Annotated in this window: 12 protein-coding genes; 7 read left to right on the forward strand and 5 right to left on the reverse strand. The window is 53.3% G+C overall.

Going from position 1 to position 13,849, the window contains the following annotated elements; genetic code table 11:
• Positions 1-65 precede the first annotated feature (65 nt).
• Entirely contained in the window at positions 66-425 is a 360-nt protein-coding gene (arsC, locus tag OGX84_RS12365; RefSeq protein ID WP_012131294.1) for an arsenate reductase (glutaredoxin), read from the forward strand.
• Here arsC and OGX84_RS12370 read toward each other — a convergent pair.
• A complete protein-coding gene (locus tag OGX84_RS12370) occupies positions 422-1,267 on the reverse strand; it encodes a helix-turn-helix domain-containing protein (protein ID WP_012131293.1) in 846 nt (281 codons plus the stop codon). The two genes, arsC and OGX84_RS12370, sit on opposite strands and share 4 nt — an antisense overlap.
• Positions 1,268-1,426: 159 nt before the next feature.
• On the opposite strand from OGX84_RS12370, the gene celB reads away from it, so the two are divergent.
• Genes celB through OGX84_RS12385 form a run of 3 tightly spaced genes read left to right on the forward strand, consistent with a single transcriptional unit; the run spans position 1,427 to position 5,136 of the window.
• Positions 1,427-2,746, forward strand: a complete 1,320-nt coding sequence (gene celB / locus OGX84_RS12375; protein ID WP_049009690.1) for a PTS cellobiose transporter subunit IIC — start codon at positions 1,427-1,429, stop codon at positions 2,744-2,746.
• A gap of 3 nt (positions 2,747-2,749) precedes the next feature.
• A complete protein-coding gene (locus OGX84_RS12380; protein WP_112001772.1) occupies positions 2,750-3,709 on the forward strand; it encodes a glycosylasparaginase in 960 nt (319 codons plus the stop codon).
• Positions 3,706-5,136: a leucyl aminopeptidase family protein gene (locus tag OGX84_RS12385; RefSeq protein WP_286458043.1), complete on the forward strand. Its 1,431-nt coding sequence runs from the start codon at positions 3,706-3,708 to the stop codon at positions 5,134-5,136. The genes OGX84_RS12380 and OGX84_RS12385 overlap by 4 nt, the downstream gene beginning before the upstream one ends.
• A 35-nt stretch (positions 5,137-5,171) precedes the next feature.
• Here OGX84_RS12385 and OGX84_RS12390 read toward each other — a convergent pair whose 3' ends face one another.
• From OGX84_RS12390 to OGX84_RS12405, 4 genes are all read right to left on the reverse strand, one after another.
• Positions 5,172-5,873, reverse strand: a complete 702-nt coding sequence (locus tag OGX84_RS12390; protein WP_213164963.1) for a DnaA inactivator Hda — start codon at positions 5,871-5,873, stop codon at positions 5,172-5,174.
• A 95-nt stretch (positions 5,874-5,968) separates the two neighbouring features.
• On the reverse strand, positions 5,969-7,258 hold the full coding sequence (gene uraA / locus OGX84_RS12395; protein WP_012131287.1) for a uracil permease: 1,290 nt from the start codon (positions 7,256-7,258) through the stop codon (positions 5,969-5,971).
• Positions 7,259-7,345: 87 nt separating this feature from the next.
• On the reverse strand, positions 7,346-7,972 hold the full coding sequence (gene upp, locus OGX84_RS12400) for a uracil phosphoribosyltransferase (RefSeq protein ID WP_012131286.1): 627 nt from the start codon (positions 7,970-7,972) through the stop codon (positions 7,346-7,348).
• Between the two features lie 183 nt (positions 7,973-8,155).
• Entirely contained in the window at positions 8,156-9,586 is a 1,431-nt protein-coding gene (locus OGX84_RS12405) for a 6-phospho-beta-glucosidase (RefSeq protein WP_112001770.1), read from the reverse strand.
• 292 nt (positions 9,587-9,878) lie between these two features.
• Here OGX84_RS12405 and purM point away from each other — a divergent pair, with 292 nt between their 5' ends.
• The 3 genes from purM to ppk1 all read left to right on the forward strand — a co-directional run bounded on the left by purM (position 9,879) and on the right by ppk1 (position 13,848).
• Positions 9,879-10,916, forward strand: a complete 1,038-nt coding sequence (gene purM, locus OGX84_RS12410) for a phosphoribosylformylglycinamidine cyclo-ligase (RefSeq protein WP_024130122.1) — start codon at positions 9,879-9,881, stop codon at positions 10,914-10,916.
• A complete protein-coding gene (gene purN, locus OGX84_RS12415) occupies positions 10,916-11,551 on the forward strand; it encodes a phosphoribosylglycinamide formyltransferase (protein ID WP_077956824.1) in 636 nt (211 codons plus the stop codon). The genes purM and purN overlap by 1 nt, the downstream gene beginning before the upstream one ends.
• 230 nt (positions 11,552-11,781) lie before the next feature.
• Positions 11,782-13,848: a polyphosphate kinase 1 gene (gene ppk1, locus OGX84_RS12420; RefSeq protein ID WP_012131280.1), complete on the forward strand. Its 2,067-nt coding sequence runs from the start codon at positions 11,782-11,784 to the stop codon at positions 13,846-13,848.
• Position 13,849: the final 1 nt, after the last annotated feature.

The following is a 13,849-nucleotide window of genomic DNA, read 5'->3' on the forward strand; positions in this document are numbered from 1 at the left end:
TCTGTTGCCGAGTGGCGACGCTATCGCGTCTTATCCGGCCTACAGTTCGCGCGAAAGGAGAAATCATGTCTGATGCAGTAAAAATCTACCACAACCCGCGTTGTTCAAAGAGCCGCGACACGCTGAGCCTGCTGAAATCCAACGGCGTTGAACCGGAAGTGGTGCTTTACCTGGAAACACCTGCCGACGCGGCAACGCTGCGTGAACTGCTGCGTATGTTAGGGATGTCCAGCGCACGCGAACTGATGCGCCAGAAAGAAGATCTCTACAAGTCTCTCAATCTGGCCGACAGCCACCTGAGCGAAGAGGCGCTGATTCAGGCGATGGTGGAAAACCCGAAACTGATGGAGCGACCGATTGTCGTCGCCAACGGTCAGGCGCGTATTGGCCGCCCGCCGGAGCAGGTGCTGGAAATAGTGAGCTAATCCATGCGCCGCAGCGCTTCCAGAAAGTCCTGCGGCGTACAATCCCCCAGTTTTTTCTGTGTCTTACCACGGTTGTAGCATTCACATAAGCGGATAAGCAGCTCGCTGGCAGATTCACTATTTAGCCGGGGAACAATCTCATTCAGCGGTATTGTCACCGGCACCCAACCGGGAATCGTACCGGTTATTTGGCATGACATGCCGCGCGTCGCCAGGTGCGTTTTTAGCTGCGGGCATATGCGATCAGAAATATTTGTCTCAATAGATTGTATATCAGCCGGGCAGGTTTCCAGCAATTCATCCAGCCAGACCACGACCCGCTGCGGTGAAATACCCGCATACAGTCGGGCAAAGCACCAGCCGCTCATCGGCTCGCGCGCCCAGAACAAATGATGTTCGCCACCGTCGTCCATATGTAACGAGAGTGGAAGGTGATACAGCGCCAGATGATTCGGCAGCATCCCGGATTTTAACGCTTTTTTCCCTTGTAACGACGCCCGCTGTCGCTGAGGTGTCGCCGGTTTAAGATAACGATTCAACGTCGCGCGCGACACAACAATGCCCAGCACCTCGTTCACCAACAATAAGAGGTCATCCAGCGGCGCACCTGTTGCGTCACGCAAGGCGTTCACCAGAATAACCTGCTCTTGTCTCATCGCTTTGTATATCGTCTTCGGCGTAGTTTGCCCATCACTAACCCGATCACGATGTCGCCATCGCCTCACTGTCGTAACAGAAATCCCAAGCTCGGCGGCAAGCTCTCTGTCGCTTTTTTCAGACTGCTGAAGATAACGACGAATACGCGGTGTGGTAGTGGCATTGGCGTGCAATTTTATTTCCATCGCAAGAATCCCTGTCGATTTTCAGATAATTAATCTTATGAGATTTATATGTTAATCGCGATCACATTGTGAGCTATTTCACCTTTCGTTCACACGCCTTCGCAGATAATCCTCATGCATAGCACACACAACGTGAGTTAATCTTGTACGGAGTTCACAATGAACAATGTTCTGGGATTTCTTGAAGCAAAACTGATGCCTCTGGCGGCGAAAACCGCTCAGCAGCGGCATCTCGGCGCGATTCGTGGCGCATACGTTTCGTTTATGCCGTTTATTATCGTCGGCTCTATTCTGCTGGTGATCTCTTCGTTTCCGAATCAAAACTATCAGCAGTTTATGTCTCAGGCTTTTGGCGAGAGCTGGAGTGCAATTATTGAGATCCCGTTTAACGCGGTGTTCTCAACGATGTCGCTGTTTATCAGTTTCCTGGTCGCATTTCGTCTGGCGGAACACTACGGCGAAGATCGCATCTCCTGCGGCATTCTGGCGCTGGTCTGTTTTCTGATCCTTACACCGTTTATCAAAGTGGCGGAAAACGGCGGTATTACCGTGATCCCCGTAGAATGGATTGGCACAAAAGGATTGTTCGTCGCGATGATCGGTTCACTGCTATGGACTGAACTTTTCTGCTGGCTAAAGCGTAAAAATCTGGTGATCAAAATGCCAGAAGGTGTGCCACCGGCGGTGCAAGAATCTTTTGCCGCGCTGATCCCCGCTTTACTGGTCATGATACTGGTACTGAGCATTCGCATCTTGTTTGAAAACACCCATTACCAGACCATCCATCAGTTTATTTACGAAGTGGTCGCCACACCGGTTCGTCATTACGGCACCTCTTACTTTGGCGCGCTGATGACAGTGTTCAGCATCACTATTTTGTGGTCGGTCGGTATTAACTCCGGCTCAATGGTTAACGGCATCATCCGCCCGCTGTGGATGGAAAACCAGACCGACAACATTGCGGCTATTCAGGCTGGCACCACACCCCCACACATCATTACGGAACAGTTTTTTGACATGATTTGGATGGGCGGCGCGGGCGCAACGTTGTCGCTGGTGTTAGCCATGCTTTTCTTTGCGCGCAGTAAAAACATGCGGGAAGTGGCGCGGCTCGGTGCCGGAGCGTCTGTGTTCAACATCAACGAACCGATTCTGTTCGGTCTGCCGGTGATAATGAATCCGATAATGCTGATCCCCTTCAACCTGGTGCCGCTGGTGCTGGTCACCGTGCAGTATACCGCGATGAAGCTCGGCGCAGTCGCCGTCACCACGGGCGTCTTTATTCCGTGGACGCTGCCGCCAGTCATTAGTGGTTTTATCGTTACCGGACATATTAGCGGCAGCGTCATGCAGCTCATTAACCTGCTGATTGGCGCAATGCTGTATCTGCCCTTTATGCGGATCGTCGATAAACAGTACCGCGCGGCGGAACGGGCTGCCGTAACACAGCCCGATGCACCACTTGCAAAACAGGAGTAAACCATGTGGGGAATTATCGCAACCTGGCGAATGGCGCTTGAAGGTGTGGCGGAATCCGCGTCTGTACTGGCTGCGGGAAACCCGGTCGCAATGGCGGTGGTAGACGCCGTCGCAACCGTTGAGGACTTTCCGTTTTATAAATCCGTGGGCTATGGCGGACTGCCTACTGAAAATGGCGAGGTCGAACTGGATGCCGCCTATATGGACGGCGATACTCTCGCGTTTGGGGCGGTCGGGAATCTGGTGGATATTGCCAACCCGGTGCGCGTCGCACATGCGTTAAGCCGTCAGCGCTATAACTGTCTGCTGGTTGGCCAGGGTGCGCGTGAATGGGCACTGAGCCAGGGATTTGCGGATAAAACCATGCTCACCGACAGAGCCATCCAGCACTATCAAAAACGCTGCCGGGAGACGCTGGATAAAGGCTTAAGTCCATATAACGGCCACGATACGGTTGGCATTATTGGTCTGGATAAACTGGGGTCGATGAGCGTTGCCACCTCCACCAGCGGCCTGTTTATGAAAAAACGCGGACGCATTGGCGACTCTCCGGTTATTGGTTCCGGCTTCTATTGCGACAGTGAAGTCGGCGCGGCGACGGCAACGGGCGTCGGTGAAGATCTGATGAAAGGCTGCGCCAGCTATGAAATTGTTCGTCGCATGGCGCAGGGAATGACACCGCAACAAGCGGCTGATTCTGTCGTGTTTGAGCTGGAAGATAAATTGATGTCGCGATTTGGTCGCACAGGCGACCTCTCGGTGGTCTGCATGAACCGTAAAGGCGAGTTTGGCGCAGCCACTAACATCAAAACATTCTCGTTCGTTGTCGCTACCGCACGCCAACCGCTCACCGTATTTCGCACCGAACGCCAGCACGAGAAAACCCATTATCACCCCGTCGATGAAGAATGGATGCAAGACTATGCCGCACGGATACGTGCTCCAGTCGAGGAAGAGAAATGATTTCATACCAACTGATTTGCTCACCCGCAGAGGTTCAACCACAAGGCCATCTTATCGCGCCTCCTGGCTGTTCTTTATTGCGGGATTCCGCTCTGCTCGCGGAAATGCGCGTACTGGCGCAAGATAAAGTAGCGGATACCCGCTTCGGCTGCGCGCCTTTTACGCGAATTACCCTGTTGCCTGATGCGCTCTGGCAGGACAGCCTGACCGAAGGTTTACTCAATGCGATACGACCGCTGCTGGCCTCGCCAGTCAGCGAAAATGTGCTGATTGATGTCACCGAAATAAACGACACTGTACTGGCGCTGCTGCTGCGTTTTCTGTTTAATCAGGCGTATACGCTCAATGATTTACAATTGAAAAAAACGGATGCCACCGCCACTCGCATCCGCCATATCACCGCGTTCTGCCTGCCAGAACAACACGAGAAACGTGAAAAAGTGTTCAGGCAGCAGCAGGCCATTGCCAACGGCATGGTCGCTGCGAGGCGGCTGGCGGATACCCCCTCCGATTGCTGTACGCCGCAGTTCGTGGTCAACGAAGCACAAACCCTGTGCGCCTCTTTTCCTGCGTTGCACTGTGAAGTCCTTGATGAACAACAAATTGTTGAACAAGGTCTCGGACTGCTCCATGCGGTTGGCAAAGGAGCGACCTGTCCACCGCGTTTGCTTGCCATTCATTACAACGGCATAAGTGACGGCCCGGTACGTTGCTACATAGGTAAAGGGATAACGTTTGATACCGGTGGCCTGTGGCTGAAAGAGGGCGCGGGTATGTACACCATGAAATATGACATGTGTGGCGCAGCCAACGTGTTGGGACTGCTCCTGACGGTTGCGGAGTTAAAACTGCCCGTACGCATAATGGGCGTACTGGCGCTGGCCGAAAACGCGATCGGCCCGAACGCAATGCAGCCTGGCAGCGTTGCTCGCGCCTGCAACGGTATGACAGTGGAAATCAATAACACCGACGCCGAAGGACGACTGGTGCTGGCCGACGCCATTGCATGGACGAGCCAACGACAACCGCAGGCCCGTTATATCATCGACATGGCAACCTTGACCGGTGCGGTGGTGAAAGCGCTTGGCTACGAACTCAGCGGGCTGATGACTCAGGACGATGCGTTAAGACAGGCGCTAACAGAGGCTGGACGGCAGAGCGGAGATGAAGTCTGGTCTTTACCTCTGGATGCACGACTGAAAAAGCAGACCGAAAGCGCCATAGCCGATCTCTGTAATACGCCGACGAACAATGCGGCAATCAGCGCTTCCGCAGCCTGGTTACTGCATCATTTTTGCCCGTCGGATATCCCGTGGGCACATCTGGATATTAGCGGTACAGCGCTATGGCGAGAAAACGGCAGAAGCGTCGCGTCCGGCAGGCCGATTCCACTGCTGGTTGAGCACTTACTGGAAGATATTGCCTGAGTTTTTTGCCCGGTCACCGGGCAAAAACGGCAGCGTTACAGCGTCAGAATCTCTTTAACGAACGGAATGGTGAGTTTACGCTGTGCGGTGATTGAGGCGTGATCGAGCTGATCCAGCGTAATAAATAGCGTACGCATCTCGCGATCCAGCCGCTTCAACAGAAAACGCCCGACATCTTCCGGCAGTTCAAACCCACGCAGTCTGGCGCGCAGTTGTAACGCCTGGAGTTTGTCTTCATCAGAGAGAGGTTGCAGCTTGTAGATTTGCCCCCAGTCCAGACGAGAAGCCAGATCGGGTAATCCCAGCTTTAACTGACGTGGAGGACGATCGCCGGTGATCAGCAGGCGCGTTTTTCCCGACTCAAGGATGCGGTTATAGAGATCAAAGATCGCCATTTCCCACAGTTCATCTCCGGCGACACATTCAATATTGTCAATACACACCAGCGACAAATGTTCCATGCCGTCAAGCACTTCCGGTACAAACCAGGTGCGCTTATCCAGCGGCACATAGCCTACCGCGTCGCCGCGTTGCGACAGTTCAGCACACGCCGCGTGCAGCAGATGGCTACGGCCCGCGCCTTCACGCGACCAGAGATAAATATATCCGCTATGTTCCTGACGCAGCACGTTTTGCAGTGCAGCCAGTAAAGAGGCGTTATCCCCCGGCCAGAAACTTGCGAAAGTTTCGTCGTCAGGAAGATAAAGTGGCAGAGAGAGCTGTGCCGGAGTGTTCAGAGATACCTCAATCCAGGATTCCATAAAATCGCGATGAGTTTACCACAGAATTCCATCACGATAGAACCGGGCAGCAGCACTGCCCGGTTTCAGGATTATTGCTGCGGCGTATCCGCGTCTTTCGCATCCAGCACCACTTCTTCCGGGCGCAGAACGCTGATCAGTTTGAAGATCAGGCTCAGGCCGATCCCAACGATGGTCGCCAGCGCCATTCCTTTCAGTTCAGCCGCGCCAATATGCACTTTCGCGCCGCTGACGCCGATGATCAAAATCACCGAGGTCAGGATCAGGTTCTGCGCTTTGTTGTAATCGACTTTTGATTCAATCAATACGCGAATACCGGATGCGCCGATCACGCCGTACAACAGCAGCGATACGCCGCCCATTACCGGCAGCGGGATTATCTGAATCGCAGCGGCCAGTTTACCCACGCAGGAGAGCAGAATGGCAAAAATCGCCGCGCCGCCGATAACCCAGGTGCTGTACACGCGGGTGATCGCCATAACACCGATGTTTTCACCGTAGGTGGTGTTCGGCGTAGAACCGAAGAACCCGGAAATCATCGTTGATAACCCGTTGGCAAACATCGAACGATGCAGGCCAGGGTCACGAACCAGATCCTTTTTAACGATGTTCGCCGTCACGACCAGGTGGCCTACGTGTTCGGCAATCACCACCAGCGCCGCTGGCAGGATTGTCAGAATGGCAAACCATTCAAAGCGCGGCGTATAGAACGTCGGCAGCGCGAACCAGTGCGCTTCGGCAATTGGCGCGGTATCCACCACTCCCATTGCAAATGACAGCGCATAGCCTGCCAGCACGCCGATCAGGATCGGGATAATGGCCAGGAAACCCCGGAACAGCACGGAGCCAAAGACCGTCACCGCCAGGGTCACAAGGGAGATGGTAATGGTTTTGGTATCCGGGGATTGCCCTTCAGCAGGCAGCAACCCGGCCATACCCGCAGCCACGCCCGCCAGTTCCAGACCGATAACAGCAACGATTGCGCCCATCGCCGCAGGCGGGAACATCACGTCCAGCCAGCCGGTTCCGGCTTTCTTCACGATAAAAGAGACCAGGCAGAACAGCACGCCGCACATGATAAAACCACCCAGCGCCACTTCATACCCCAGCGGCAACAGCAGCAGAACCGGCGAAATAAAGGCAAAGCTCGACCCTAAATATGCAGGGATTTTACCTTTACAAATAAAGAGATACAGCAACGTACCGATGCCGTTAAACAGCAGAACGGTAGCCGGGTTAATATGAAACAGGACTGGCACCAGCACGGTTGCGCCAAACATGGCGAACAAATGCTGCAAACTAAGCGGGATTGTCTGTAAAAGCGGCGGTCTTTCACTTACCCCGATAGCACGGCGCGTCATAGTGTTTTCCTCTGAGTGTTGTATGTTATGGGTGTTTTATTCAAAAAAAAGCCGACTCTTAAAGTCGGCTCTTTATTATTCATTCACTTACTTCGTACCAAAGATCTTATCGCCGGCATCGCCGAGGCCCGGAATAATGTATCCGTGCTCGTTAAGTCCCTTATCAATCGATGCGGTGTACAGCTCAACATCCGGGTGCGCTTTCTCCAGCGCCGCAATGCCTTCCGGCGCAGCAACCAGCACCAGCACTTTAATGCTGTGGCAGCCTGCGTTTTTCAGCAGATCGATCGTCGCAATCATTGAACCGCCGGTTGCCAGCATCGGGTCAACCACCAGCGCCATACGCTCATCGATGTTGGATACCAGTTTCTGGAAGTACGGAACGGGCTCCAGCGTTTCTTCGTTACGGTAGATGCCCACCACGCTGATACGCGCGCTCGGCACATGCTCCAGGACGCCTTCCATCATGCCCAGACCGGCACGCAGGATAGGAACCACGGTGATTTTTTTACCTTTGATTTGTTCGATTTCAACCGGGCCATTCCAGCCGTCGATGGTTACCGTTTCGGTTTCCAGGTCTGCGGTCGCTTCATAGGTCAGCAGGCTGCCTACTTCCGAGGCGAGTTCACGAAAGCGTTTGGTGCTAATGTCGTTTTCACGCATCAGACCCAGCTTGTGTTTGACGAGTGGGTGTTTGACTTCCACGATCTTCATACTCTTCTCCTTTCCTCAGACGAGTGGCAACCACAAAAAAAATCGCCGGATTATACCGCTTTTCCTCTCTGGCGCAACACAACGTATGCTTGACATGGATCAACCAAAGTGACATACGTCTGGAGAATGAGTATAAAACACGCCCCGCACAGATGGCGGGGCTGAATAACAACGCATTGAATTTTAAATGTTTTCTCCGTTGTTTTTAATCACATTTTGATACCAGGCAAAAGATCTCTTCGGATGGCGCGCTAGCGTCCCGCTGCCGTCATTATTTTTATCGACATAGATAAAGCCATAACGTTTTTTCATCTCGCCCGTCCCCGCCGACACCAAATCAATGCAGCCCCACGGGGTGTAGCCCATCAAATCAACGCCATCTTCCACAACGGCTTTTTTCATTTCACGAATGTGCGCTGCGAGATAGTCGATACGGTACCGATCGTCAACGGAACCATCTGCCTGCTGAATATCTATCGCCCCAAAGCCGTTCTCGACAATAAACAACGGTAGCTGGTAGTGATCCCAGAACCAGTTGAGCGAGTAGCGTAACCCCACAGGATCGATCTGCCAGCCCCAGTCCGACTTCTGCACATACGGATTGGAGACCAGACTTTTCGTTTCGTCGTAATCGAGCTGTGGGTTATCTGCGGTCGCTTTCGTGGCAAAAGACATGTAATAGCTGAAACCGATATAGTCCACACAGCCCTGTAACAGGGCTGCGCGATCTTCATCGGTGATATCCAGCGCAAAGCCCCGACGCGCAAAGTAGTTGAGGATATGCTGCGGATATTTCCCGCGCACATGCACATCCGTAAACCAGTAGCGACGGTGCATCGCGTTCATCGCCATCATCATATCGTCCGGCGCGCAGGTCAGCGGATAGATCGGACACATGGCGATCATGCAGCCAACCTGCAATGCCGGGTTGATCTCCCGCGCCGCTTTCACCGCCAGCGCGCTGGCGACCAGCTCATAGTGCGCCGCCTGATACATCACCGGTTCACGATCTTCGCCCGGCAGGTATTTCAGCCCCGAGTTGGTGAACGGCGCGAAATCTTCGTGATAATTGGCCTGGTTGTTGATCTCATTGAAGGTCATCCAGTATTTCACTTTGTGCTGATAGCGGGTAAATACCACTTTCGCGAAGCGCACGAAGAAATCGATCAGCTTACGGTTACGCCAGCCGCCATATTCCGTGACCAGATGGTAAGGCATTTCAAAATGCGACAGCGTAATCACCGGCTCAATACCGTACTTCAGGCATTCATCAAACAGGGCGTCGTAAAACTGCAAACCCACTTCATTCGGCTGTAGTTCATCCCCCTGCGGGAAAATGCGCGTCCAGGCGATAGAGGTGCGAAAACATTTAAAGCCCATCTCGGCAAAGAGCTTAATATCGTCTTTGTAGCGGTGATAGAAATCGATAGCCTCATGGTTAGGATAATTTTTCCCGGCGATCACGCCGTCGGTAATTTCCCGCGGAACGCCATGCGCACCGGCGGTCATCACATCCGCCACGCTAATCCCCTTTCCGCCTTCCTGCCAGCCGCCTTCTAACTGGTGAGCGGCAACGGCGCCGCCCCACATGAAATTCGCTTTAAATCCAGACATACGTTTCCCTCATTGTAATTGCAATGTTAACGCCGCTACGCTGACAACCCGAAGCAAAACAGAAACCGGTTTCAGTACGATACTGTGCATAACTGGCGCAGGTTTCAAGCACGGTAATGAACCCGGTTTCATTTTCGTGGAGCAGTTCAAACAAATGGGTACACAACGGTAAAACGCTGAAAAATTCGGCAGATAAAAACGGATGCAGAGCAGGCTCGCAAACGTTTGCTTTCCCTGTTAGAATTGCGCCGAATTTAATTTTCACCGCAAGTAACGCGTGGGGACCTAAGCAGTGACCGACAAAACCTCTCTTAGCTATAAAGATGCCGGTGTTGATATTGACGCTGGTAATGCTCTGGTTGATCGAATCAAAGGCGTAGTGAAGAAAACTCGCCGCCCGGAAGTCATGGGTGGTTTGGGTGGCTTCGGCGCGCTGTGCGCATTGCCGCAAAAATATCGTGAGCCTGTACTGGTTTCCGGCACTGATGGCGTAGGGACAAAACTGCGTCTGGCGATGGATCTGAAACGCCACGACACCATCGGGATCGACCTGGTAGCGATGTGCGTCAACGATCTGGTCGTTCAGGGCGCGGAGCCGCTGTTCTTCCTGGATTACTACGCGACCGGCAAGCTGGACGTCGATACCGCCGCCAGCGTGATCAACGGTATTGCCGAAGGTTGTCTGCAATCAGGCTGCGCGCTGGTCGGCGGCGAAACCGCTGAAATGCCAGGGATGTATCATGGCGAAGATTACGATGTCGCCGGTTTCTGCGTCGGCGTGGTGGAAAAATCAGAAATTATCGACGGTTCCAAAGTGGCCGATGGCGATGTGCTGATTGCCCTTGGCTCCAGCGGCCCGCACTCCAACGGCTATTCTCTGGTACGCAAGATCGTTGAAGTCAGCGGCTGCGACCCGGAAAACACCGAGTTGGAAGGCAAACCGTTAGCCGATCACCTGCTGGCGCCAACCCGCATTTATGTGAAGTCCATTCTGGAACTGATTGAAAAAGTCGATGTGCACGCCATCGCCCACCTGACCGGCGGCGGTTTCTGGGAAAATATTCCTCGCGTATTGCCGGACAACACCCAGGCGGTGATTGACGAATCTTCCTGGCAATGGCCAGCCGTCTTCAACTGGCTGCAAACCGCAGGCAACGTCAGCCAGCATGAAATGTATCGCACCTTCAACTGCGGCGTCGGGATGGTGATCGCCCTGCCGGAAGCGGAAGTGGATAACGCCCTCGCCCTGCTGAAAGCAAAAGGTGAAAACGCCTGGAAAATCGGTATCATTAAAGCCTCTGATTCCGAACAGCGCGTGGTTATTCAATGATGAATCTTGTGGTGCTTATTTCCGGCAACGGAAGCAATTTGCAGGCGATTATCGATGCCTGCAAAGAGAAAAAAATCAAAGGCACCCTTCGGGCAGTATTCAGCAACAAGGCCGACGCGTTCGGCCTTGAACGCGCGCGTGAGGCCGGAATTCCGGCACATGCGTTAACGGCCGATCAATTCGCCAGCCGTGAAGCGTTTGACCGCGAACTGATGCGTGAAATAGACGCTTACGCCCCCGATCTCGTGGTGCTGGCGGGCTATATGCGCATCCTGAGCCCCGCGTTCGTCGCCCACTATGAGGGGCGTCTACTCAATATTCACCCTTCCCTGCTGCCAAAATACCCGGGGTTGCATACGCACCGTCAGGCGCTGGAAAACGGCGATGAAGAACACGGAACCTCTGTCCATTTTGTTACCGATGAACTCGACGGCGGCCCGGTTATTCTGCAAGCGAAGATTCCGGTCTTTGAAGGCGACAGCGAAGATGAAATTACGGCCCGCGTTCAGACGCAGGAACACGCTATCTATCCGCTGGTCGTCAGTTGGTTTGTGGATGGCCGTCTGGAAATGCGTGATAACGCCGCCTGGCTGGATGGCAATCGCCTGCCGCCGCAAGGCTATGCCGCCGAGTAATAACATTCCCTCGCAGGACGGGTAAGCGAAGCGCCATCAGGCAATCCAACGTTTCAATACCGGGTGGCGCGTCAACGCTTTATCCGGTCTACGCCTCAGGAATTCTCCTCATCTCTTTGCTTATCTGACGGTTTATTGTCATATTTTTCTGGCACAGTTGGACATCTGAGCGCAATGCTCGCCATAATAATCAGGCAGTGTCCCGTGAATAAAACGGAGTGTGAGTTGTAATGGGTCAGGAAAAACTATACATCGAGAAAGAGCTAAGTTGGTTAGCGTTCAACGAACGCGTGCTCCAGGAAGCTGCGGATAAATCAAATCCGCTTATTGAACGCATGCGCTTTCTGGGCATCTATTCCAATAACCTTGACGAGTTCTATAAAGTTCGTTTCGCCGAACTGAAACGTCGCATCATAATCAGCGAAGAACAGGGTTCTAATTCTCATTCTCGCCATCTGCTAGGTAAGATCCAGTCCCGGGTACTAAAAGCCGACCAGGAATTCGACAGCCTGTACAACGAATTGCTGCTGGAAATGGCGCGTAATCAGATCTTCTTAATCAACGAACGCCAACTGTCGGCCAACCAGCAAAGCTGGTTGCGGCATTATTTTAAACACTACTTACGCCAACACATCACGCCAATTCTGATCAATCGCGAAACGGATTTAGTTCAGTTTCTGAAAGATGATTACACCTATCTGGCCGTAGAGATTATTCGTGGCGATGCTATCCGCTACGCGCTGCTGGAAATTCCATCCGACAAAGTGCCGCGTTTTGTGAATCTGCCGCCGGAAGCGCCGCGCCGCCGTAAGCCGATGATCCTGCTGGATAACATTTTGCGCTACTGCCTGGACGACATCTTCAAAGGCTTCTTTGACTACGACGCGCTGAATGCCTACTCAATGAAGATGACCCGTGATGCCGAATACGATTTGGTGCACGAGATGGAATCGAGCCTGATGGAGCTGATGTCCTCCAGCCTGAAACAACGCCTGACCGCCGAGCCGGTGCGTTTTGTTTATCAGCGCGATATGCCAAACGCGCTGGTGGAAGTGCTGCGTGAAAAGCTGACCATCTCCCGCTACGACTCCATCGTACCCGGCGGCCGGTATCACAACTTCAAAGACTTCATTAGCTTCCCCAACGTGGGCAAAGCCAATCTGGTGAACAAGCCGCTGCCGCGACTGCGCCATCTCTGGTTCGATAAAGAGAAGTTCCGCAACGGGTTCGACGCCATTCGCGAGCGCGACGTTCTGCTCTATTATCCGTACCACACTTTCGAACATGTGCTGGAATTGCTGCGCCAGGCCTCCTTTGACCCCAGCGTGCTGGCGATCAAAATCAACATCTACCGTGTGGCGAAGGATTCACGCATCATCGACTCGATGATTCACGCCGCCCATAACGGCAAGAAAGTCACCGTGGTGGTAGAATTGCAGGCGCGATTCGATGAAGAGGCGAATATCCACTGGGCGAAGCGGCTGACCGAAGCAGGCGTGCATGTGATCTTCTCGGCGCCAGGCCTGAAAATTCACGCCAAACTGTTCCTCATCTCGCGTAAAGAAGGCGATGAGGTAGTGCGTTATGCGCACATCGGCACAGGGAACTTCAACGAAAAAACGGCACGCCTGTACACCGACTATTCCTTACTGACCGCCGATGCGCGTATCACGAACGAAGTCCGTCGCGTGTTCAACTTTATCGAGAACCCTTACCGCCCGGTGACGTTCGACTATTTGCTGGTCTCTCCGCAGAACTCACGACGTCTGCTGTACGAGATGATCGATAAAGAAATCGCCAACGCCCAGCAAGGTCTCCCCTCCGGCATTACGCTGAAGCTGAATAATCTGGTGGATAAGGGGCTGGTCGACCGTCTGTACGCCGCATCCAGCTCGGGTGTGCCGGTCAATCTGCTGGTTCGTGGGATGTGTTCGCTGATTCCAAATCTGGAAGGCATTAGCGACAATATCCGCGTGATCAGTATCGTGGATCGTTATCTCGAACATGACCGGGTTTATATTTTTACCAACGGCGGCGACAAGCAGGTGTATCTTTCCTCCGCTGACTGGATGACGAGAAATATCGATTACCGTATCGAAGTTGCTGCGCCGCTGCTCGACCCGTGTCTTAAGCAACGCGTGCTGGATATTATTGACATCCTGTTTAGCGACACGGTAAAAGCCCGCTACATAGATAAAGAACTGAGTAATCGCTACGTGCCGCGCGGAAATCGTCGCAAGGTGCAGTCGCAACTGGCGATTTACGACTACATCAAATCACTCGAGCAACCTGACTAAC

It is taken from the genome of Citrobacter sp. CK202, assembly GCF_030333225.1.
Classification (GTDB): Bacteria; Pseudomonadota; Gammaproteobacteria; order Enterobacterales; family Enterobacteriaceae; genus Citrobacter_B; species Citrobacter_B koseri.